Annotated in this window: 22 protein-coding genes, 1 tRNA gene, 1 rRNA gene and 1 pseudogene; 20 read left to right on the top strand and 5 right to left on the bottom strand. The window is 34.4% G+C overall.

All coding sequences use genetic code 11. From position 1 onward, the window contains the following. Positions 1-76 (top strand): 5S ribosomal RNA (gene rrf, locus AC1RPV_RS06360); the annotation flags it as partial. Between the two features lie 70 nt (positions 77-146). On the opposite strand, the gene AC1RPV_RS06355 is transcribed toward rrf, so the two are convergent. Continuing rightward, positions 147-219 (bottom strand) — tRNA-Thr (locus tag AC1RPV_RS06355). Positions 220-266: 47 nt separating this feature from the next. After that, positions 267-2510: an RNA polymerase recycling motor HelD gene (helD, locus tag AC1RPV_RS06350; protein ID WP_481761804.1), complete on the bottom strand. Its 2244-nt coding sequence runs from the start codon at positions 2508-2510 to the stop codon at positions 267-269. Positions 2511-2851: 341 nt separating this feature from the next. Here helD and trpS point away from each other — a divergent pair, with 341 nt between their 5' ends. Continuing rightward, a complete protein-coding gene (gene trpS / locus AC1RPV_RS06345) occupies positions 2852-3868 on the top strand; it encodes a tryptophan--tRNA ligase (protein ID WP_481761803.1) in 1017 nt (338 codons plus the stop codon). Between the two features lie 45 nt (positions 3869-3913). Then, positions 3914-4831: a Ppx/GppA phosphatase family protein gene (locus tag AC1RPV_RS06340; protein ID WP_481761802.1), complete on the top strand. Its 918-nt coding sequence runs from the start codon at positions 3914-3916 to the stop codon at positions 4829-4831. Positions 4832-4856: 25 nt separating this feature from the next. Here the strand turns inward: AC1RPV_RS06340 and AC1RPV_RS06335 are convergent, their stop codons facing one another. The 3 genes from AC1RPV_RS06335 to AC1RPV_RS06325 all read right to left on the bottom strand — a co-directional run bounded on the left by AC1RPV_RS06335 (position 4857) and on the right by AC1RPV_RS06325 (position 7188). After that, positions 4857-5609: an amino acid ABC transporter ATP-binding protein gene (locus AC1RPV_RS06335; RefSeq protein WP_481761801.1), complete on the bottom strand. Its 753-nt coding sequence runs from the start codon at positions 5607-5609 to the stop codon at positions 4857-4859. A gap of 12 nt (positions 5610-5621) precedes the next feature. Then, complete coding sequence (locus tag AC1RPV_RS06330; protein WP_481761800.1) at positions 5622-6323, bottom strand: amino acid ABC transporter permease; 702 nt, start codon at positions 6321-6323, stop codon at positions 5622-5624. 79 nt (positions 6324-6402) lie between these two features. Then, positions 6403-7188, bottom strand: a complete 786-nt coding sequence (locus tag AC1RPV_RS06325; protein WP_481761799.1) for a transporter substrate-binding domain-containing protein — start codon at positions 7186-7188, stop codon at positions 6403-6405. Between the two features lie 114 nt (positions 7189-7302). Between AC1RPV_RS06325 and AC1RPV_RS06320 the strand changes: the two are divergent. From AC1RPV_RS06320 to glmU, 17 genes and pseudogenes are all read left to right on the top strand, one after another. Beyond that, positions 7303-8574, top strand: a pseudogene (locus AC1RPV_RS06320) (hydroxymethylglutaryl-CoA reductase, degradative); the annotation flags it as partial. Continuing rightward, on the top strand, positions 8575-9549 hold the full coding sequence (locus AC1RPV_RS06315) for an IpaB/EvcA family protein (protein WP_481761798.1): 975 nt from the start codon (positions 8575-8577) through the stop codon (positions 9547-9549). Continuing rightward, the gene (locus tag AC1RPV_RS06310) at positions 9549-10028 is read left to right on the top strand and encodes an NUDIX domain-containing protein (RefSeq protein WP_481761797.1); all 480 of its coding nucleotides are present in this window, start codon (positions 9549-9551) and stop codon (positions 10026-10028) included. The genes AC1RPV_RS06315 and AC1RPV_RS06310 overlap by 1 nt, the downstream gene beginning before the upstream one ends. 17 nt (positions 10029-10045) lie before the next feature. Then, positions 10046-10378 carry a hypothetical protein gene (locus AC1RPV_RS06305; protein ID WP_409021927.1) on the top strand — a complete coding sequence of 111 codons (333 nt, stop codon included), beginning with the start codon at positions 10046-10048 and terminating at the stop codon, positions 10376-10378. Between the two features lie 148 nt (positions 10379-10526). Continuing rightward, positions 10527-12560, top strand: coding sequence for a methionine--tRNA ligase (metG, locus tag AC1RPV_RS06300; RefSeq protein WP_481761796.1), 2034 nt, complete (start codon positions 10527-10529; stop codon positions 12558-12560). Between the two features lie 78 nt (positions 12561-12638). Next, positions 12639-13409: a TatD family hydrolase gene (locus AC1RPV_RS06295; RefSeq protein WP_481761795.1), complete on the top strand. Its 771-nt coding sequence runs from the start codon at positions 12639-12641 to the stop codon at positions 13407-13409. 1 nt (position 13410) lies between these two features. Continuing rightward, positions 13411-13983: a ribonuclease M5 gene (gene rnmV, locus AC1RPV_RS06290; protein ID WP_409021930.1), complete on the top strand. Its 573-nt coding sequence runs from the start codon at positions 13411-13413 to the stop codon at positions 13981-13983. Beyond that, positions 13976-14875: a 16S rRNA (adenine(1518)-N(6)/adenine(1519)-N(6))-dimethyltransferase RsmA gene (rsmA, locus tag AC1RPV_RS06285; protein ID WP_409021931.1), complete on the top strand. Its 900-nt coding sequence runs from the start codon at positions 13976-13978 to the stop codon at positions 14873-14875. The genes rnmV and rsmA overlap by 8 nt, the downstream gene beginning before the upstream one ends. Before the next feature lie 92 nt (positions 14876-14967). Beyond that, positions 14968-15204, top strand: a complete 237-nt coding sequence (locus AC1RPV_RS06280) for a Veg family protein (protein ID WP_409021932.1) — start codon at positions 14968-14970, stop codon at positions 15202-15204. A 118-nt stretch (positions 15205-15322) separates the two neighbouring features. Next, positions 15323-16177, top strand: coding sequence for a 4-(cytidine 5'-diphospho)-2-C-methyl-D-erythritol kinase (ispE, locus tag AC1RPV_RS06275; RefSeq protein WP_481761794.1), 855 nt, complete (start codon positions 15323-15325; stop codon positions 16175-16177). Positions 16178-16206: 29 nt separating this feature from the next. Next, positions 16207-16797, top strand: a complete 591-nt coding sequence (locus tag AC1RPV_RS06270; RefSeq protein ID WP_481761793.1) for a cysteine hydrolase family protein — start codon at positions 16207-16209, stop codon at positions 16795-16797. A 369-nt stretch (positions 16798-17166) separates the two neighbouring features. Beyond that, entirely contained in the window at positions 17167-18390 is a 1224-nt protein-coding gene (locus AC1RPV_RS06265; RefSeq protein ID WP_481761792.1) for a serine hydrolase, read from the top strand. A gap of 331 nt (positions 18391-18721) precedes the next feature. Then, entirely contained in the window at positions 18722-19684 is a 963-nt protein-coding gene (locus AC1RPV_RS06260; protein ID WP_481761791.1) for a metal ABC transporter substrate-binding protein, read from the top strand. 9 nt (positions 19685-19693) lie between these two features. Further along, positions 19694-20386, top strand: coding sequence for a metal ABC transporter ATP-binding protein (locus AC1RPV_RS06255; protein WP_481761790.1), 693 nt, complete (start codon positions 19694-19696; stop codon positions 20384-20386). After that, positions 20347-21174 carry a metal ABC transporter permease gene (locus AC1RPV_RS06250; protein ID WP_481761789.1) on the top strand — a complete coding sequence of 276 codons (828 nt, stop codon included), beginning with the start codon at positions 20347-20349 and terminating at the stop codon, positions 21172-21174. The genes AC1RPV_RS06255 and AC1RPV_RS06250 overlap by 40 nt, the downstream gene beginning before the upstream one ends. 185 nt (positions 21175-21359) lie before the next feature. Then, a complete protein-coding gene (gene purR, locus AC1RPV_RS06245; protein WP_409021938.1) occupies positions 21360-22190 on the top strand; it encodes a pur operon repressor in 831 nt (276 codons plus the stop codon). 201 nt (positions 22191-22391) lie between these two features. After that, complete coding sequence (gene glmU, locus AC1RPV_RS06240; protein ID WP_481761788.1) at positions 22392-23783, top strand: bifunctional UDP-N-acetylglucosamine diphosphorylase/glucosamine-1-phosphate N-acetyltransferase GlmU; 1392 nt, start codon at positions 22392-22394, stop codon at positions 23781-23783. Positions 23784-23814 lie beyond the last annotated feature (31 nt).

Genomic DNA, 23814 nt, shown 5'->3' with positions numbered 1-23814 from the left:
CGAACACAGAAGTTAAGCTTCTTAGCGCCAAGAGTAGTTGGGGGTCGCCCCCTGCGAGGGTAGGACGTTGCCATGCTAATAATAAATAAAAAAAGGACATTAACATAATTGTTAATGTCCTTTTTTTATGCGATTGTAAAATAAAAAGCCGCTTACCGGATTTGAACCGGTGACCCCCACCTTACCATGGTGATACTCTACCTACTGAGCTAAAGCGGCATTACTATAAAAGTCTATAGTAATATTAAAAATAAATCAACCTAAATTTAAACAATCAAAACACTAGAATTATTTATGGAATTCGTAAGCAACGGAGATAGTGACTCAATGGAAAAGATAGTTAAGGTATGCATTGCTCGTGAACAAAGAGTATAAAGGGTACCAAGATCATTTTTTGAAATATAATTTTTTTTTGAAATATCAAAAGCAATAACAGAATCAAATTCCAAGCCTTTAGCTAAATAAATAGGTAATATTATTGTTTCTTCTGGAATTTTTCTGTCGCCATCTGTAACCATTGTTAATTTTACTAATGATCTGAGTTCACTATATAGTAATTTACATTCAGCCAAATTTTTAGTGATGATAGTTACTGGTTGGTTATTAGTATCACCATTTTTAATTAGGGCTATTAAAGATGCTAGTGCAGAAGCCCGGGTTTTACTAAAGTATATTTTAGGTAATTCGCCATGACGTGTGAATGATTCAATGCTATTTCCGTCTGGTAGCAATGATTTTGCAAAATTAGTAATTTCAAATGTTGATCGGTAACTTTTATTTAAAATAATTAAATTAGTTTTTTTAACTTGTAAAATATGATTTAAATTTTCTAAAAATTTAGCTGGTAAGATTAAATCATAGAATAAAGCTTGCTCACTATCTCCTAAAAGTGTTAATTTAGCGTTAGGAAAACAATTTTTTAAATATAAGAGTTGCAGCGGAGAGTAATCTTGAATTTCATCAATAAAAAGATGTTCGATATTTCTATTTTGACCATCACCCGTTAGTAAGTCTCGTAGCAATAGTAGTGGTGTGGCATCTAATAACGTGATTTTATGAAGCTCTAAGTTTGATTGGAATGATTTTTTTTCTTCTATTGAAATTGTAATTTCAAGGAATTTAGCATATTGCTCATAAATATCAATAAAATAATTATTGTAAATCGCATCATATACAATATTAAAGCGATCTTTTAATATAATGGTACCAATATATGATATTTCTTTATCAATACTATCAAATTCATCGCGTTCATAATCACTTAAATATGTTTCATATTGAGAATCAGATAACGAATCAATTTCTTCACGCATCCAATCAGATTCTGCCATTTCGGCAATTCTAGTTTTTAATCGTTTTGTTAGTGTATTTTTTGTTGCGGTAAATTTATCTGATGACAACATATTATGTGGTAGATGTGTAAATATATTAGCGATTTCTTCTTTTTTAAAGAACGGGATACCTTCATAAATGATATCTGTGAAGGCTAATTCAGATGAATCTACTGCATTTAAGTAATTTTCAATTGTTTTTTTTAAAAGTGCATTACCTCTTAAATCAGATGAAGCATGTTTATTGTTTGACTCATAATTTTCAAATAAGGTTTCAACCTTTAATCCTTGAAAACGATTAGAGAAGAATTCGGCTAACGTGACTTGTCTCATGTTCTTTTCGCCCAGGCTAGGTAGTACATCGGAAATATAGTGACTGAAAAGTAGATTTGGAGAAAATAATATAATTTGATCCGCATTTAGTGATGTTCTTGAGTGATAGAGTAGAAATGCAATACGTTGTAGAATAGCGGATGTTTTCCCACTTCCGGCAACCCCCTGGACAACTAATAAGTCACTTGTTGTATCTCGAATAATTGTGTTTTGTTCTTGTTGAATTGTAGAAACAATATTTTTCATCTGTGTGTCACTTTGTTCGCCTAAAACTTGTTGCAATAATTCATCGCCAATTGTTTCATTGGTATCAAACATCGATAGGATTTTACCTTCTTTAATTTGAAATTGACGTTTTTTGGATAATTCTGTCATTTGAGTTCCTTGTGGTGTCTTATAAGAAATATGACCCAATGCGCCGTTATAATAAATACTTGAAATAGGTGCACGCCAGTCATGTATTAGAAAATTTTGATGATCATCTACTAGAGAGGCTAGACCAATATAGAGTTGTTCCTGTTCTGGATCGCCATCGTCTTGGATGTCGATACGTCCAAAATAAGGTGAATCGCCTAATTGTTTTAAAGTATGAACCTGTTTTTCTAATATTTCTTCAGTTTGGATAGTCGTGGCGACCAATTGTTTCTGTTGTTGCACTTCGGCATTCGTTTCAATTCTATCATCAACTTCAAAAGTATTGATTTTGGCATTATCTACATAGTTTTTTTCAACTGATGAGGTTTCTTTATGTGCTTTTTCACATAGTTCGGCTGTTTTAATAGATTGGTGATTAATTTCAGTAATAATTGAATCAACTCTATTTTGTTCGATTTCTTCTTCTGACATCTTAATGCCCCCTTTGTACTATTGACCTAGTTTAAAGGTTTTTGAAATATTCGTCTAGTATTTAATATTATTTGATTTTTTCTGTTGAACACGCTACACTTACACTAATAGATAATTCATTGATTATTGCGAAGTAGGAACGCCAACTAGAACAGGGACATACTGATTTTGCTGGAAGGTATGGTGGCGGACTGAATTGGATATATGAGAATTTTGGGTAACCTCCTTATCGGTAAGTGGCAGAATTTTATTCTGCAATTTAGGTGGTACCACGAGACAGTCGTCCTATTGTTATTTACTAACAATAGGACTTTTTTTATAGATAGAAAGGGAGCGTAAATATGACAAAAAAAGTAGTCTTATCAGGGGATCGACCTACGGGGAAACTACATATCGGGCACTACATCGGTTCATTAAAGAATCGTGTTGAAATGCAAAATTCTGGTGATTATGAGATATTCATCATGATTGCTGATCAACAAGCTTTGACAGATAACGCACGTGATCCGGAAAAAATTAAAAATAGTTTAATTCAAGTAGCGTTAGATTATCTAGCGGTTGGTATTGATCCAAACAAATCAACTATTTTTGTTCAATCTCAAATTCCTGCATTAACGGAACTAACAAGTTATTACTTGAATTTGGTAACTGTTTCTCGCTTGGAACGTAATCCTACAGTTAAAGCTGAAATTCAACAAAAGAATTTTGAACGCAGTATTCCTGCCGGATTTTTTGTTTATCCGGTTAGCCAGGCTGCAGATATTACAGCATTTAAAGCAACAGTTGTACCTGTTGGCGATGATCAAGAACCAATGATTGAACAAACACGCGAAATCGTTAGAAGTTTTAATACAATTTATCAACAAGATATTCTTGTTGAACCAGAAGGTGTCTTCCCTCCAAAAGGGCAAGGACGTTTACCTGGATTAGATGGTAATGCAAAAATGAGTAAGTCACTAGGAAACGGGATTTTCCTTGCCGATGATGCGGAGACATTGAAGAAGAAAGTAATGTCAATGTATACAGATCCAGATCATATTCATGTTGAAGATCCAGGTAAAGTTGAGGGTAACATGGTATTTACTTATCTTGATATCTTTGATAAAGATACTGAAAAAGTTGCCGAACTTAAGGCCCAGTATCAAGCAGGTGGCTTAGGCGATGTTAAAATTAAACGTTATTTAAATGAAGTACTTGAAGCTGAGTTAGCTCCAATTCGTGAACGACGAGCTGAATTAGCTAAAGATCCTGAAGCCATTTATGCAATGTTAAAAGCGGGTAGTGATAAAGCTAATGCTGTTGCAAACCAAACATTGAACGAAGTTAGAGATGCGATTGGAATTAATTATTTTAACTAGTTCGGTTGTGAAACGTTTCTTTGATTTAGTATGAGGTGAGTAATAATGGAAAAGTTTGTTTTATTGGATTTGGGTTCAAATTCGGTTCGATTATCAATTAACGAACAACTTGATAATGGACAATTTAAAGAAATTAAGCGTTTAAAATCGGAAACACGATTATCTGAAGGGATGGGGAAATCCCGAGTGTTACAGGAACATGCGATGGCTAGGACAATTGAAGCCTTAGTTAGTTTTAAAAAACAATATGATATTTATGGACCGGTTGCTGTACATGGAATTGCCACTGCAGCTGTACGAATGGCTCGAAATCAAAAAGAATTTTTACGTCGAATTAAAGAGGCAGTTGGTGCTGATATTGAAGTTTTAAGTGGGGATGATGAAGCTTATTACGATTATATGGGTGTAATGGAAGCCTTACCAATTCATGATTGCTTGATTTTGGATACAGGTGGCGCAAGCAGTGAATTAATCCATGTGGTTAATCGAAAAGTGGTACATCTTGTGAGTTTGCCATTTGGTGCAGTGACTTTATCCGAAAAATATTTAAAAAATGAACAGATTACGAGTAAAGAATTATTTCAGTTAATGGAGTACTTGGTGACCGCTTTTCAAAAGTTGGAGTGGTTGAAGGAAGCAATGGAGTTGCCCCTCGTACTACTTGGCGGCTCAAATCGAATTATTGGACGTTTAAACCGCAAAAAACAGAAGCTAATTAATACGGAGGCAATTAATGGCTATCAATTGTCACGTAAGGCAGTTTCATTAACTTTTGAGGACTTGGTAGGCTTGACGACTAAAAAGCGTGCACAAGTCAGTGGTATAGCTTCTAACCGTGCGGATATTATTGTAGGTGGAATTGCACCAGTTGTTGTTCTGGGACAATATTTAAATTCTGTTGGTGTCATTTTTTCTGAAAGTGGTGTCCGAGAAGGTTATTTAACAACTAAATTAGGTAAATAAAAAGACATCAAAAATTGATGTCTTTTTATTTTGGTAAAATATCTTCGAATGTCATTGCTGATAAAAATTTTTGAATGCGTTCTGTAGGGTGATTGAAAAATTCGTCTGGTGAACCATTAAATAAGATATTGCCATCTTCTAGAAAAATGATATTATTGGCAACAGCTTTTGCAAAGGCCATATTATGAGTAACGATAACCATTGATTTTTTTTCTATATCCAACTTAAGTAGAACTCTTAAAACCTCTGCTTCTAATTCAGGATCTAGTGCAGAAGTTGGTTCATCAAATAATAAATATTTAGGATTCATTGCCATTGCTCTAGCAATAGCTACACGTTGTTGTTGACCACCAGATAACTGGCTTGGATAGTAATTAGCACGATCTGAAAGACCGACTAATTCTAAAAGTTCTTCAGCGCGTTGTGCAACAATTAATTTTTGTTCCTTTAAAACGTGAAGGGGTCCTTCCATAACATTTTTCAAAACAGTTAAATGAGGAAATAAGTTATAGTCTTGGAAAACCATACCTGTTTCACGACGAACTTCCAAAATTGTTTTTTCACTGATTGGTTGGGTAAAGTCGATCTTTTTATCATCTAATGAGTAGAGACCTTCTTCGGGTTGTTCTAATAAATTAAATGAGCGTAATAAGGTTGATTTACCGGAACCAGAAGGACCAACGATGACGGTTGTTTCGTTTTCTGGTAATTCAAATGACAACGATTTTAAGACTTTATGTTGGTCGAAGTATTTATTAACATTTTCAAATTTAATCAAAGTTAAGACCTCCTAGTTATTTTTAATGTAACGCGATGTTCTTTTTTCTAGATAATATTGACCAACGTTTAAAATTGAGCAAAAGACTAGATAAACGACCGCTACTTCACAGTATAAGGTCATAGGTTCATAAGTTCTTGCCGCAATTTGTTGACCAACGGAAAACATTTCGACAATCGTGATTGAGAAGGCTAATGACGTATCCTTTATTAAACCAATGAAACTATTTGATAAAGGTGGAAGTGAGACCCGTGCTGCTTGTGGTAAAATAACGCGAAATAACACGGTTGTGTGTGTCATACCAATGGCGTAACCAGCTTCCCACTGACCTTTTGAAATTGATAGAATAGCTGCACGAATTGTTTCCGATGCATAAGCACCAACGTTTAATGAAAAAACAATAACAGCGGCACTGAATGCGCCGAATTCAACTGTATAAGGTGCTGGTAATCTAGGTAGTCCATAAAATAGGATAAATAATTGCACAATCAAAGGCGTTCCTCTGAAAATCCAAACATAGAATGAAAAGAATGCTTTACCAATCCCTTTTAAAATTTGGGTGAAGGTACTGCCTTTTTTTATATCTGATATTCGAACTAGTGCGGTGATAATTGCGATGATGATCCCGATAACGAATGAAATTATCGTCAAAGGGATAGTGTAGCGAATTCCAGCTTCTAAAATGGTTGGGAGTGAATCAATAACAAGTTTCATAAACGCGGAACCTCTCTTAATCTATTATTAATAAAAAAAGACTGATGACAAAATGGATTTTGCACCAGTCCTTTTGGAATTATTTATTTGTGATGTCGCTACCAAAATATTTTTTTGATAGTTTTGATAATGAGCCATCAGCACGTAATTCTTTAAGTGCTTTGTTTAATTCTTTTTGTAATTTTGGGTTGTCCTGTTGGATTAAGCCAGCAACTTTTAATGCTGGAATTTCAGAACCTGTTGAAATTGTTTTAATGTTCGTATCAGGTTTTTCTTTTAAGTATGAATAGACAGCATCGTTACTGTTAATGGTACCATCAGCCCGACCATCTAGGATTAAACTGATTGTATTTGCAAAATCATCTGTTGAGACAACATCAGCACCAAGGCGTTCAGCATCGGCTCCATTTTCACTTGTAACCGTTTGTGCCATCTTTTTACCCTTAATATCTTTAATCGTTTTAATAGAAGAGTTATTATTTTTGACGACTAAAATTGATTTTGAATAAATATAAGGTGATGTAAAGTTGTATTTATCTTGACGTTCTTTTGTAACACCAACGTTGTTTAAAACAACGTCGTATTTGTTAGCATCTAATCCTGCAACTAATGAATCCCATTTTGATTCGATAAATTTAGGCGTTAAATCCATTTTTTTAGCTAATTGTTTACCAAGATCAACTTCGAAACCAGTTAATTTATTGTTACTATCGTGGTAACTATAAGGGCGGTAAGTACCTTCTAATCCGATTGTTAATGTACCCTTTGTTTGTGTTACATCGGATGCTGTATCTTTCGATTTACCGCAGGCGGTTAAAGCAAGAGCAATCAATAACACACTGGCAAGACTTAATATTTTTTTCATTTTAGTACGCCCCTTTTTTTAAAAGTAATATATTATCTATCTATAATAGCGTAAAATAAGCTAAGAAACCAATTATTTCTCTTACTAAAAGTAAAAACAACAAAAAGGACTAAGGTAATGACAAAATTTATAAAATTTTATCAAAAAAAATGGCATGATAGATTAATAACCTTATTAAATGACAATCTTATTTCAGATGATGAAAAATTAGAAATAGAAACGCATGCTCTTAATCATGAATTAGGGGATCAGATGACTGAAAATTATATAGCAGATTTTACCTTGCCAGAAGGTATTGCGTTTAATTATTTAGTTGATGGAAAAAAGATGACGGTCCCAATGGTAACTGAAGAACCTTCTGTAATTGCGGCAAATAATAATGGGGCAAAAATAATTGCATCTGCGGGTGGATTTACAACAAAAATTAAATCACGCTTAATGATAGGTCAAGTTATTTTAGAAAATATTGATGATGCGGATAACGTTATCAACCAAATTAATGAACAACAATTGAATTTAATTAAAATAGCGAATGCTGCTCGTCCTTCACTTGTAAAACGAGGCGGTGGCGCACGTTGGGTCAGAGTTCGAAAACTAGCAGCTGATCTAATTTCGGTAGATTTAGCAGTAGATGTTCAAGAAGCAATGGGCGCTAATAGTGTAAATACAATGATGGAGGCAGTTGGTGAAACGCTGCAAACACAGTTTAAACAAGACGTCCTTATGAGTATTCTATCCAACTACGCAACAGATTCATTAGTTGAATCAAGCTGCTCAATTCCTTTTACGTTGTTAGATTCTGCAGAAATTAGTGGTGAACACATAGCTAAGAAAATTGTCTCAGCAAGTCGAGTGGCTCAACTTGACCCATATCGTGCCGTCACACATAATAAAGGTATTATGAATGGGATTGATGCGGTTCTCATTGCTTCGGGAAACGATTGGCGTGCCGTTGAAGCAGGTGCTCATGCTTATGCTAGCCAAGATGGCCAGTATCGTGGCTTGACGAAATGGTCGATAGTCAGTGATAATTTAGTTGGCATAATTAAATTACCAATGCCCATAGGAGTTGTTGGGGGTTCGATTGATATTGTCCCAATGGTTCAAATTAATAAAAAAATGATGGGTATTCGATCAGCAAAAGAGCTTGCTAGTTTGGTTGCAAGTGTTGGGTTAGCTCAAAATTTAGCGGCACTTAAAGCACTTGTTTCTGAGGGTATTCAAAAGGGACATATGGGTCTTCAACTAAAATCACTGGCAGTTAAAGTTGGCGCTGTAGACGAAGAAGTGGCACAATTAACTGAGTTATTAAAAAATGAGAATCGACCAGATACAGAGGTTGCAACAAAAAAACTAAATGAATTAAGAAAAAAAGGGGATAATTAAATGGTTGAGATTACATTACACCAAAATACACAAAATTTAATTACTACAATTAAAGAACAATTTGATGGAGAAATTAAAATTCAATATGGTGGCGAAAAAGTTGGGTTTATTAAGCATCAACAAGTAGAATCTCGGTTAGAAGATGGAAATTTCATTATTAATGTGACTGATATTACAGCACCTGATTACTTGATTTCGCATGAACTATTCCATTTTTTCTTGCAACTTAATCAGGCACCTGAATTAATGTTAAAAATGACAACGGATGATTTTAATATCGACGATAAAATCAATGCGACGGCTGTTCAACTTTATGATACGGTTTTACATGGGACTATTTTTAGATTACAAGAAGAAAATGGGTTTATTGATGATAATATTAGAGAATTATTCTATCAAGGAATCTTGGCAACAGTGACTGCTGAACCTAAAGAAGGTAGCGGCCCAGATGAATGGGGAATGTACCGATTAATCACACTTTTAGATGCTTTGGTGTTCTTTCAAAATGAAGATATGGAACAAATTACTGAAAAATTCTTAGAATTTTACCCTATCGCAACAGATGCTGCACTTAAATTATTGGAAATCTTAACATCTAATGACTTACGTGCACCTTTTGAAGCTCGCCGAGCAACGGTTGCCTTATTTAAAGCCTTCGATGCACAACTTGAAGCGTGGAAATTACCAAAAATGTACTTAAATACGTTTGCAACGTTAACACCAGTTTTCAGTGAACGTCAATTAAAATTAGAAGTACGTCAATTGTTTGATATTATGCATTCTGAATTTAAAAGTAATGTTAATTTTGCGTCAGCTTATGTTGGTATTCAAAAGAATGATCAACAAAATGCATTTGTTATTACAGTACCTAGAAATGCGGATTCAAAAGAGGTTATTTTACGTACGTACGATATGACAGTGTTAGAATTAATGCAAACAATTAAGATGCGCTTTATAGTTAGAACTGCTGAATAATGATTGATTTAGCAAAATATAATCTAGCTGTTATCACAGCTGGAAACAACATTTTATTATTAAATCGTTTGAAAAAACCATATGTTGGTCTTTGGAATGGAATTGGTGGTAAACGTGAACCACAAGAATCTGAACTTGCAGGGATGCTTCGTGAATTATATGAGGAAACAGGAATCAAAATTACCGATTCTCAATGTAGACCAACGGGTTATCTTGAATGGTCAGTGGACGACGAATATCAAGCTACAATAGCGTTATTTCATATCTCTTTACAACAACCATTTGGAAAACAATATCCACAAAGAACACGAGAAGGTATTTTAGCAGACTTTCCAGTTGAATGGGCTTTGAATAAGCAAAACGTCGGACTAACACCTGATTTAGTTCCTGTGTTACCCTATATTTTAAAGGATGAATTTCATCGATATTTGACAAATTTTAATGGTTCACAATTAGTTGATTTTAAAATTAAATTATAGTGAAGGACTGTTGTAAAATGATTGAACACAGTGAAATTTTTACTCGATTAAATAATCTAAAGACTAGATTACAATGGCTAACTTATTTTCAGCGGTTTTTTGACTTCATTCTGTTTTACTTTGGTTTTTCTAGTTTTTTTGGTGGAAATCCAATAACGTTATTTGGAACAGTTTTCACAAAAGGTGAAGGGTTACTACTAACGTTGATGGTTGCGGCGATAACGTTTAGTATCACGGCACTGAAACAAGATCCAAGACGGGTTGGGCGGATTTTAATTACCATTTTAGATGGACAGCTATCTGAAAAAGAAATTATGATTATTCGTCAATTTCAAAAATATGCACGCTAATTTTAAAAGAGATAGTCTATGTTAAACTCACGGACTGTCTCTTTTTATTGCTTAAAATCGGCTGAAAACTATGATATACTGTTAAGGAGTTTATACAGAACGAATGTTAAAAAACACATGAAATACGATACGGAAAGGGTCTTAAAAAATGACAGAAAAACCCACATTTTATTTAACAACACCAATTTATTATCCATCTGGTAAATTACATATTGGAAATTCATACACAACAATTGCGTGTGACGTCTTAGCACGTTACAAACGCCAAAAAGGATATGATGTTTTCTTCTTAACGGGAACAGATGAACATGGTTTGAAAATCGAACAAAAAGCTGAAGAATTAGGGACAACACCACAAGCTTATGTCGACGGTATGGCTAGTGATATTAAAGAATTATGGAAAACCCTTGAAATTACAAATGATAAATTTATTCGAACAACAGATGATCAACATGAAAAAGCTGTGCAATATATCTTCGATAAATTACTTAAACAAGGCGATATTTATTTAGGAGAATACGAAGGCTGGTACTCTGTTTCTGATGAAGAATTCTTTACAGAATCACAGTTGGCTGAAGTTTTCCGTGATGATGACGGTAAAATGGTTGGTGGTAAAGCGCCAAGTGGTCACGAAGTTTCATTAGTTAAAGAAGAATCATATTTCTTTAAAATGAGTAAATATGCAGATCGTTTACTAAAATATTATGAAGATCATCCTGATTTTATTCAACCAGAATCACGTAAAAATGAAATGATAAATAATTTCATTAAACCTGGTTTGGAAGATCTTGCTGTATCTAGAACGACATTTAACTGGGGCGTAAAAGTTAAAAGTAACCCTAAACATGTTGTTTATGTTTGGATTGACGCTTTAGCAAATTATATTACAGCCTTGGGTTATGGTTCAGATGATACTGAACTATTTGATAAATATTGGCCTGCAGATGTTCAAATGGTTGGTAAAGAAATCGTGCGTTTCCATACGATTTACTGGCCAATTATTTTGATGGCGCTCGATTTACCTTTACCAAAACAAATTTTTGGTCATGGTTGGTTGTTAATGAAAGACGGTAAAATGTCTAAATCAAAAGGTAACGTTATCTATCCAGAAATGTTAGTAGAACGCTATGGATTGGATGCACTCCGTTACTACTTAATGCGCGCTGTACCATTTGGTAATGATGGTGTCTTCACACCAGAAGACTTTGTTTCACGTGTTAATTTTGATTTAGCTAATGATTTAGGGAACTTATTAAATAGAACTGTTGCGATGATTAACAAATACGATGGTGGTAAAATTCCAGCATTAAAGGGTAACGTAACTGAATTTGATGGAGACTTAGGTCAAACAGCTGAAGATACAATTACGGAATATACTGAATTAATGGATAAAATGGAATTCTCAGATGGATTAAATGCTATCTGGAAATTAGTTGCTAGAACAAATAAATATATTGATGAAACACAACCATGGGTTTTAGCTAAAGATGAAGCACGTAAAGCTGAACTTGATAGTGTTATGGTACATTTAGCAGCTAGTTTACGTGTGATTGCTGTCTTAATCCAACCTATTATGACGCATGCACCTAAAGAAATTTTTGAACAATTAGGTTTAGACACGGCAGATATGGCTATTGAAGAATTAAACTACTCTGATTTCCCAATGGACAGCGTCGTTGTTGAAAAAGGAACGCCTATTTTCCCACGCTTAGATGTTGAAGAAGAGATTGCCTATATTAAAGATCAAATGACAGTTTCAGATAAGAAGAAAGGGCGTAAAGCAATGGCAGTTAATGATACAGAGGATTCTTTAGATTGGAATCCAGAAAATGTGGCTCTAAACTTAACATTACCTCAAACGACATTTGATCAATTTGAGCCAAATGAATTAAAAGTTGCTGAAATTATTCAAGTTGAAAAAGTACAAAATGCTGATAAACTATTGAAATTTAGATTAGATGCTGGTGATCCTGATCATCGTCAAATCTTGTCTGGTGTAGCAGAGTTTTATCCTGAAACAGATGTCTTATTAGGAAAAAAAGTTGTGATTGTTGCGAACTTAAAACCGCGTAAGATGAAAGGCGAAATTAGCCAAGGAATGATTCTATCTGTAGAATACGATGGTAAATTGAAATTAATTACCGTTGATGAAGATATTAAAAATGGCGCAATTGTAGGCTAAATAAAGTAAGGACTGGAAACAAAACTTGGTTTTGCTCTAGTCCTTCTTCATTTTACTGCTAGAAAGGAGAGGTATCCCTTGGAAATATTTGACACACATACACATATTAATTCTGATGAATTTACAACGGAAATTCCTGAAGTTATTGAGCGTGCAAAAGCATTTGACGTGACTAAAATGGCAATTGTTGGATTTGATCAACCAAGCATTTTGAAATCACTAGAACTATCAAAAAGCTATCCTAATTTATATTCTATAATTGGTTGGCATCCAGAAGAGGCAAAAACCTACACACCGGAGACTGAAGAAGTTTTGATAGAACAATTACAGTCGCCAAAAGTTGTCGCAATGGGTGAAATGGGCCTAGATTACCATTGGGATACGTCTCCAATTGAAACGCAGAAAAAAGTTTTCAAACGTCAGGTTGAGATTGCGAAGGCGTTAAAATTACCAATTTCTATTCATAATCGAGATGCCTTTGAGGATGTTTATACAATCCTGAAAGAAGCTGATATTCGTGATATTGGTGGCATTATGCATAGCTTTAATGGTGATGCAAAATGGGCAGAGAAATTCTTAGACTTAGGGATGCATTTATCCTATAGTGGTATTGTGACTTATAATAGTGCTAAAGAAGTTCATGAAGCCGTTAAAGTGACACCAAGCAACCGAATTTTAATTGAAACAGATGCACCATATTTAACGCCAGAACCTTATAGAGGTCAGCGCAATGAACCAGGATACACAAGATACGTCTTGGAAGCTGTCGCAAAAATTCGAGAGAGTTCAAGTATTGATATGGCAGCGGCAACATTTAAAAATGCCGAAAACTTATTTAGGATAGGGTAATATGCAGAAAATTAGAGAAGTAATCGTAGTTGAAGGTCGCGATGACACAAAACGTATCCATTTAGCTGTTAATGCAGATACGATTGAAACACGTGGCTCAGCTATTAGTGACGAAACGTTAGATCAAATTGAACTGTTGCAAGAAACTCGAGGCGTAATTGTATTTACGGACCCTGATTTTTCTGGTGAAAAAATTCGTAAAACTATTTCAGCACGCGTTCCAAATGTACAGCATGCTTTTCTGAAAAAAAGTGAAGCTGTCCCAGATCATAAAGGGAGTTTAGGCGTTGAACATGCTTCAGTTGAAGCGATTCGTGAAGCGCTAGATCATTTGTATACAGAAATGCCTGATGGCGAAACATTGATCAGCTTAGAGGATTTACAAACGGCAGGATTGATTGCCGGACCGGATGCCAAAGCTAAGCGTGAAAAATTAGGTGAGTATCTCAAAATTGGTTACACAAATGGAAAACAATTATACAATCGATTGAAACTATTTCAAATTTCACCAGAAGAGTTCGTCGACGCATTGCAAGAAATTAACGAGACAATAACGGAGGAAAAACATGGCTAACAATGATGTGCCAGACATTGCTTCACCTATTAGAACTAAAGCAATTATGGAAACTTATGGTTTAACTTTTAAAAAGAGTTTAGGCCAAAATTTTTTAACAGATAAAAACGTACTAATGAATATTGTGGACGCCGGAGATATTACGGCTGAAGATGACGTTATCGAAATCGGACCTGGTATTGGGTCATTGACTGAACAATTAGCAAGACGTGCACATCATGTTTTAGCAATTGAAATTGACCAAAATTTGATTCCTGTACTTGGCGAAACACTAAGTCCATATGATAATGTTGATATCGTGGAACAAGATATTTTAAAAGCTAATTTACCAGCGTTAGTAGAAGAACATTTTGATGGACAGCATCCATTAAAATTAGTCGCTAATTTACCTTATTACATTACAACGCCCATTATCATGCATTTACTAGAAACGGCGGTTAAATTAGATAAAATCGTTGTTATGATGCAAAAAGAAGTGGCAGAACGAATTGCAGCTGATCCAGGTAGTCGTACATATGGATCACTAACGGTAGCCGTTCAATATGAAATGGATGCTGAAGTCGCATTCGTTGTTCCAAGAACCGTCTTTATTCCACAACCTAATGTTGATTCAGCTATTATTGTTTTGAATCAAAAAGAAGGCGACGTTGAACGCCCAATTAGTGAAAAGGTCTTCTTTAAATTAGTTAAAGGAAGTTTCCAACATCGACGTAAAAGTTTATGGAATAATTTACAATCAATTTATGGTAAAACACCAGAAATTCGTGAAGCGTTACAAGCAGCATTGGATGCATCAGAAATTTCTGCTCAAATTCGTGCTGAAAAACTAAGTATTCATGAATTTATTGTTTTATCTAACAATCTTATCAAAGTAGAAGAGAAATTTAATTAACTTCTTATTGAACTACTGATGTTCGATGTGGTATAATTGCAAATCTTGTGAAACTATGGTATGATGTTTCACATAAGAAGGTGAAGCCCATCATGCCAGAAACTTTAGCCAGCATCAAAGGTACGCTAGATGCCCAAGTCGGAAAAAATTTAACGGTAGTTGCTCAAGCCGGTAGAAAGAAAACTACAGAACGTAAAGGGATTTTACGCGAAACATTCCCAGCTATTTTTGTAGTCGATTTAAACCAAGATGAGAATTCATTCGAGCGCGTTTCATATAGCTACACAGACGTATTAACAAAAAATATTGAAATTGATTTTGAAGATTAAAAATAAGTATAAAAGCCTAGGTAGGGATGTTTTTAGAACATCTTAACTTAGGCTTTTATTTTTAGAAATAATTAGTATAATTAGAGTTAATTAAGGACTTATAGGATTAGGTGAGAACATGGAGATTCGTGAAAAAGCCCCAGCTAAAATCAACTTGAGTTTAGACACCCCATTTAACCATCAAGATGGTGAACAAGAATGGCGAATGGTGATGACATCAGTTGATTTAGCAGACTACTTACATATCAAATCGCTAGACGATCGAACGGACATTACAGTGGAAACTGATAGTGGTTTTTTACCGTGTGATCACCGAAATTTAGCCTATAAAGCAGCAAAAATTTTACAGGATAAATTTCAGATTAAAAAAGGTGCCCAAATACATATCAAGAAGCAAATCCCAGTTGCTGCTGGGCTAGGTGGCGGTTCATCAGATGCAGCAGCCGTTTTACGTGCTTTGAATCAATTATGGAAACTCAATTTATCTTTAGCAGAGTTGGCAAAAATTGGTTTAAAAATTGATTCTGATGTGCCTTACTGCGTTTATAGTAGAACGGCTCATGTAACGGGTCGTGGTGAGAAGATTGCTATTTTAAAAGACTTACCCCCTGTTTGGTTAGTGGTTGCAAAACCTAAGATTAGTGTTTCAACACCAACTATTATTAGACAAATTGATTATACGCGACTCACTCATCCAAATGTAAACGCCGTTGTGAATGCAATTGAGGACGACGATATGGATGCCATAATTGATAATCTAGGTAATGCGCTTGAACCGATTACAGCTGAACGTCATCCCGAAATTACACGTTTAAAAGAAAAAATGATAAAATTTGGGGCAGATGCAGCAGAAATGAGTGGATCAGGCCCAACTGTATTTGCGATATGTCGTAAAAAAAGTCGAGCACAGCACGTCTACAATAGTTTAAAAGGTTTCTGTGAAGAGGTCTACCTAGTGAGACCGTTAAGTTGATTTTATTGCGATAATTAGCATAATTTGTTATGTTGAAGGCATTAAATACAACTGAAAATGAGGGACAACTTGTGGAAGCCTTAATTGAAATTGACTATACAAATGATTTTGTAGCGACAGATGGACACTTAACGGCGGGAAAACCTGCTCAAGAGATTGAAGCTCGAGTGATAGAATTAATGAATGAGTTTGAACAAAAAGGTGATTATGTTGTTTTAGCAACTGATATTCATTATGAAAATGACCCATTTCATCCAGAAACTAATTTATTTCCACCACATAATATTGCAGGTACAAACGGTCGTAAATTCTATGGTGAGTTGGAGCCTTGGTATCAGGCGCATAAAGATAAATCAAATGTTTATATGATGGATAAAACGAGATATAGTGCTTTTGCGGGAACGGATTTAGATTTAAGATTACGAGCTCGGTCAATTGAAACAGTGCATTTAATTGGTGTTTGCACAGATATTTGTGTTTTGCATACCGCAATTGACGCATATAATTTGGGCTATAAGATTGTCATTCATGAAAAGGCGACAGCTAGTTTTAATCAAGCTGGACATGTATGGGCACTGTCACATTTTAAGGATTCTCTGGGTGCAGAAATTAAAGATTAGTGGATTTAGTACAGCTATTGTTGGAAGAGAGTGTTGTCACTTTGTGATAGCACTTTTTTTTATTAAAAAATTGGAGATAATGACTAATTAAGCGACTAGTTAAGAACGCATCCTTCTATTTACATACTACCTAATATAGGTTAACTTTATAACTAAGACATGATTTAATGTAGCGTGTTAGATTAATCTAATTTGCAAGAAAATGGGGGATTGTCTTTGGGAGAATAAAAGCCATATTTGGGGAAAGGTATGGAGGAAACATAAGTGTTGATAGTTAGTTTATGAGTAACAGATATTGAGTACATATATAGAAAAAATAGGGATGTAATGAAGGATAAGTTAAAGTCCTAAAAATTACGAGGTGAAGATATGAAAATTTGTTCGAAATGTGGGTCTCAGAATGAAAATGATGCATTATACTGTGATAATTGTGGGCAACCGTTAGAAAATAAAAATGTTGCTCCTATGAAAACATGTCCGCAATGCAACATAGCAAATAAGGTTGAGGATCAATTTTGCAATAATTGTGGCTTTAAATTTAATCCGAAAGCGCAAGATACTAATAAAGTAGCAGCGCCAATAGTAAACAATGAAATAACAGAAAAACGAGCTAAAAATAACAACCCGATGAAAATAGTTTTAGGAATTATTTTACTTGTTATTATAGCGGGTGGCGGTTATCTTATAGCTGGAAAGTTAACGCACAAAGATAGTGTACCGACGAAGGAAACAACTACTGCAGTATCTAGCTCAAAAGAAAAGAAAACATCGGAAAAAACGCAATCTTCAGAAAATAGTTTAGTACTAAATAAAGTTAAAATTAAGAATGATATTGCAACATATATGGATGACGTTGATGGAAAAAATTCGGTCTACGTTTCGTTAACAGATGGTAGTGCACCGGTAGTTGAAAATAATCATGCGCAAGGATCAGCCAGCATGATTAAATTATTTATTTTAATTACAGCTTATTCTATGGAAAAAGAAGGGACCATCAACCTAAAGGATAGCTATGTTTTATCAGAATCGGATAAGGTCGGTGGAACGGGAGAAATCCAGAATATGAGCGCAGGTACTAGATTGTCATATAAAGAATTATTAGAAAAAATGATTGATGACAGTGATAATACTGCTGCAAATATTGTGATTGATAAACTTGGTGGATTTGCTTCAATTAATACAGAAATTAAAAAATTAGGCGCAATTAATACAACAATTAAAAGAAAAATGATGGATACAGATGCCCTTAATTCAGGAATCGATAATAAAACGTCAGTAACAGATATGGGTAAAATTCTTAAAAAAATGTATAATCATAAATTAGTGTCTAACCAATCGGATCAGGCAATGCTAGATTTACTAAAAGAAAATAAAAATCTAACTAAATTACCATCGTCCTTACCAACTGGTGTTACAGTCTATAATAAGACAGGCGAATACAACGAATATGGTATTCAAAATGATGCTGCCATTATAGAAAAAGATAAAAAGGCATTTATAGTTGTGGCGATGTCAGAATCGGGAACTGAAGATAAGCAGATTCCGGGAATGAATAGGCTAGGATTAGAATTATATCAAGATATTCTAGAGTAAAATAAGAGTTACCAGATAAAATAATGAGACGCAACATCGTAACTAATGGTTAGTTATGATGTTGCGTCTTTTTGCGCGCAAGATATTAATAGTAAATTATATTTAATTCTAATGATATAGTTCACTTTTAAATTGGAAACGGTTCACTTGCTGACAGGTCGACTTTAAATACAGTTATTATAACAAGATGAACTTATACGAATGACAGCTTAACACCGTAGTGACACTTAAAAAAGTTGACGTAGCTGTACCTAAAATGATATTCTAATATTTGTCGGTAATGGTATTGATTACTATTTAGATTACGATTTGAAAAAATGAGGGAGAAACCATGCAAAAAAAATTAATTTTAGTAAGCATAGTACTCACGATGTTAGTTGTTGTATTGACCGGGTGTGGGCAAGGGGCAACTAAGAAAGAGTCTAATAAATTACAGGTTATCACGACATTTTACCCAGTGTATGAATTTACTAAGGCAGTTGCAGGCGATAACGCAGATATAACAATGTTGATGCCTGCCGGGACAGAACCGCATGATTACGAACCTAGTGCAAAGGATATTAGTAAAATTGCGAGGTCAGATATCTTTATCTATAGTAGTAATAATATGGAAACGTGGGTTAAAAGTTTGAAATCAAGTATTGATGAAAAACAAACGCAGATTTTAAATTCTAGTCATTCAATTAAAATGATTGATGAGAACGAAGAATTGAAAAGTGAAGAGGCTGAATTAGCTAATAAAGAAGAGGAAAGTTCATTTTCATCGACTAATAATTATGACCCTCATATTTGGTTAAATCCTGAAAACGCAAAAAAAATGGTTAAAAACATTTCAAATGAATTAATTCAGCAAGATCCTAAAAATGAAAAGTATTATGTAAAACGAACAAATGCTTATTTGAAAAAATTAACGGAATTAAATCAAGAATATAAAACGACATTTAAAAATGCTAAGAATAAAACATTTGTTACGCAACATGCTGCATTTGCTTACTTGGCAAAACAATATGGACTAACGCAAGTTGCGGTTGCGGGTATTTCTTCGGATGAAGAACCTAGTCCAAGACGTTTGGCAGAGCTACAAACGTATATTAAAAAGTATCATGTAGATACCATTTTTACTGAATCTAATGATTCTAGTAAAATTGCGAATATGCTAGCTAAAGAAACAAATATTAAGGTTAAAGGATTGAATCCAATTGAAGGACTATCAAAAGTTCAAATCGAAAATGGAGAAACATACCTTTCAGTTATGCAAGATAATTTAAAATCGTTAAAAACGGTTGTTAAATAAGGAGAATAGATGAAATATATTGAAGTCAAAGATCTTACCTTTTATTACGATGAAGAACCTGTTTTACAAGATATTAATTTCCACATTGATTCGGGTGAATTTGTCATTTTAACTGGTGAAAATGGTGCTGCAAAATCAACTTTAATTAGAAATGTACTTGGCCTATTACATCCGGCTAAAGGAACTGCTGAAATTTCTAAAACTAATTTAGATAATAAAAAATTACGTGTCGGATATATCCCACAAGAGATTTCATCATTTAATGCGGGGTTTCCGTCAACAGTATATGAACTAGTAGCATCAGGCCGTTACCAACAAAATCGTTGGTTAAGACGTCTGAATAAAAATGATCATGAACATATAAAAAAAGCACTTGAAACAGTTAATATGTGGAACTTTAAGAATCATAAAATTGGTGAATTATCTGGTGGTCAAAAACAACGTGTTTGTTTAGCCCGTATTTTTGCAGCAGATCCTGATTTATTTATTTTAGATGAACCAACAACAGGGATGGATGAACAATCGCGTCACGATTTCTACGAATTATTACAACATGAAGCCCATACGCATCATAAAGGTATCTTGATGATAACGCATGATCATGAAGATGTTTCAGAATATATTGATCGTCACATTAAATTAGTTAGAAAGGAGGACTCACAATGGAGATGTTTCTCGATGGATTCATGCAACGAGCTTTAATTGCTTCACTTTTAATGGCAGTAATTACGCCGTTATTGGGATTATTCTTAGTTTTAAGAAGGCAATCGCTTTTGGCAGATACATTGTCACACGTTTCGTTAGCAGGGGTCGCGTTAGGATTGTTTGTTAATATTAATCCAACAATTACCACACTGATTGTGGTTTTAATTGCCTCAGTTTTAATTGAATTTTTAAGCAATTTATACCGTACGTATTCAGAAGTTTCAATTGCCATTATGATGTCTGCCGGACTATCAATTGCCTTAGTTTTAATGAGTTTAAATCAAGGTGCCAGTTCAATGAGTGTACAGCAATATTTATTTGGTTCAATTGTGACGATTAGTTCAGCGCAGGTTATCATTTTAGCAATTTTAACTGTATTAATTGTCGTTCTCTTCCTACTATTCAAAAAGCCAATGTATGTTTTAACTTTTGACGAAGAGACGGCTTTTGCTGAAGGGTTACCGGTTAGATTGATGTCAATTAGTTTTAACGCAGTTACAGGTGTGACGATTGCTATAATGATGCCAATTGCCGGGGCACTACTCGTTTCTGCAATTATGATTTTACCTGCAGCAATTGCAATGCGATTGGGTCGTAGCTTTAATCTGGTTATTATAATTGGTGTGATAGTTGGTGTAATAGGGATGGTTGGCGGATTAATGTCATCTTACCAATTTAATACACCGCCTGGCGCAACGATTACGCTATTATTCATTACGATTTTCATTATATGCAGTATTATTAAAGTTATATCCGTTAGACTTCAAATTAATAAACAAAAATAAAACCGAATATTAACAATCAACAAGCTACTTTTAAAAATAGCTTGTTTTTTTATTAGAAAATCATTAAAAACCGAACGTTAATAATTATATTTTGGCATTTTACTGTTATTATTCGGTAAAACGGGTTATAATGAAAATCACACTTTGAATACTAGATATGTTTAAAAGAAAGGCCTGATATATATATGAAAACAAGAAGAAGCGATCGATTAATTGATATGACTCGTTATTTGCTAGAAAGACCACATACGTTGGTTTCTTTGACGTATTTCTCAAAACGCTATGAATCAGCTAAATCATCAATCAGTGAAGATCTTGCGATTGTAAAACGTACAGTTAGAGAGCGAGGCACGGGAACGCTAGAAACAATTCCTGGCGCAGCTGGCGGTGCACGTTTTATTCCATCTATTGATGAAGCAGAAGCACGTGAATTTATTGAATCAATGACTGAGGAGTTATCAGAAAAAGATCGGTTATTACCTGGTGGCTATGTCTATCTATCTGATTTACTTGGCCGTCCTGACGTTTTACGTCAAGTAGGACGCTTGATTGCAACAGAGTACTTAGACCAAAAAATTGATGCCGTTATGACAGTTGCAACTAAAGGTGTACCCATCGCACAAAGTGTCTCAACATTTTTGAATGTGCCATTTGTTATTGTGCGTCGCGATTCAAAAATTACCGAGGGTTCAACCGTTAGTGTTAACTATGTATCTGGCTCGAGTGAACGTATTGAAAAAATGGAATTATCAAAGCGTAGTTTAAAACGTGGTGCTAACGTATTAATCGTAGATGATTTCATGAAGGGTGGCGGCACAGTTAACGGAATGAAGAGTTTAATCGAAGAGTTTGAAGCAAACTTAGTCGGTATTTCCGTTTTCGCTGAGGGCGCCTTTAGTGGTGACCGAATTGTTGATGATTATAGTTCATTGTTAAAAGTTGATGAAATTAATCATACAGACAAAACCATTCATGTTAGTGAAGGAAATTATTTAACAAAAACATTTAAAAAATAAAAAGTTAATAGATAATTTATATGAAAACTTAATGTTAAATTTAACATTAAGTTTTTTTTAGAAAATTCCAATAATAATTTAAAATCAAGTGTTTTTTAATTTCGAATAAAGTAAGCATATTTATTCGAAATCTTGCAACGCATACGGGTTTAAGCTATTATTAAGGTAGAATATTAGAATATAATTGGAGGAGACTATCTAATGACAGTTGCTAAATATGCCATTATTCTTGCTGCCGGTAAAGGTACAAGAATGAAATCTAAACTATATAAAGTGTTACATCCGATTGCTGGGCGTCCAATGGTTGACCACGTTTTATCGGAAATTGAAGCAAATAATATGGATGAAGTTGTTACTATTGTGGGACATGGTGCTGAGCAGGTTGAAGAAACGTTAGGCAATCGCTCAGAATATGTTCTTCAAGCAGAACAATTGGGAACTGGTCATGCTGTCCTTCAAGCAGAAAAAATCTTAAAAGATAAAGAGGGTATGACCATTATTGCTAATGGTGATACACCGTTACTTACTGCCAAAACATTTGGTGAATTATTTGAATATCATAAAGAAAAAGGTGCTGCTGCAACTGTTCTAACAGCACAAGCAGAAGATCCAACGGGTTACGGTCGAATTATTCGTAATGATATTGGGATTGTTGAAAAAATTGTTGAACAAAAAGATGCCACAATTCAAGAAGCTAATGTTCAAGAAATTAACACAGGTGTGTACTGTTTTGATAATAAAACTTTATTTGAAGCTTTACATGAAGTAACAAATGATAATGCACAAGGTGAATATTACTTAACTGACGTTATGGAAATTCTTAAAAAACAAGGTAAGATAGTCGCAGCTTACCGCATGAAAGATTTCTCTGAATCAATGGGTGTAAATGATCGTGTGGCTTTATCTGCTGCAACTAAAGTTATGCAACGCCGGATTAACGAAAAACATATGCGCAATGGTGTGACTTTAGTTGATCCTGAGACGACTTACATCGAATATAATGTTAAAATTGGTTCAGATACAATTGTAGAACCAGGCGTTTACTTAAAAGGTAATACAGTCATTGGTGAAGATTGTGTCATTGGTGCTCATTCTGAAATTATTGATAGTATTATTCATGATAAGGTAACTGTTACGTCATCATATCTTGAAGATTCTGAAATGGAAACAATGAGTAACATTGGACCATACAGTCACTTACGTCCTCAAGCACATATTGGTGAAGCTGCTCATATCGGTAATTTTGTAGAAATTAAAAATGCAACTATCGGTAAGAGTACTAAAGTTGGTCATTTGACTTATGTCGGGGATGCCACTTTAGGTAAAGATATTAATGTCGGCTGCGGCGTCGTTTTTGTTAATTATGATGGCGTTAATAAACACCATACCAACATTGGTGATCATTCATTTATTGGTAGTGGATCTAATGTAGTTGCACCACTAGAAGTTGGTGATCATGTATTTATCGCTGCCGGATCAACAATTACAGATAATATTGATTCACACGATATGGGTATTGCTCGTGGTCGTCAAGTGAATAAAAAAGGTTATTTTGACAAATTACCAGTAGCTCATGCACCAGAAATTGATTAGTAAGCGAATTCTTATCGGATTTTAACTTGCA

This window comes from Dellaglioa sp. CoH-55-MRSF-9, from assembly GCF_056782155.1.
This window is presented reverse-complemented; position numbering and strand designations above follow the sequence as displayed.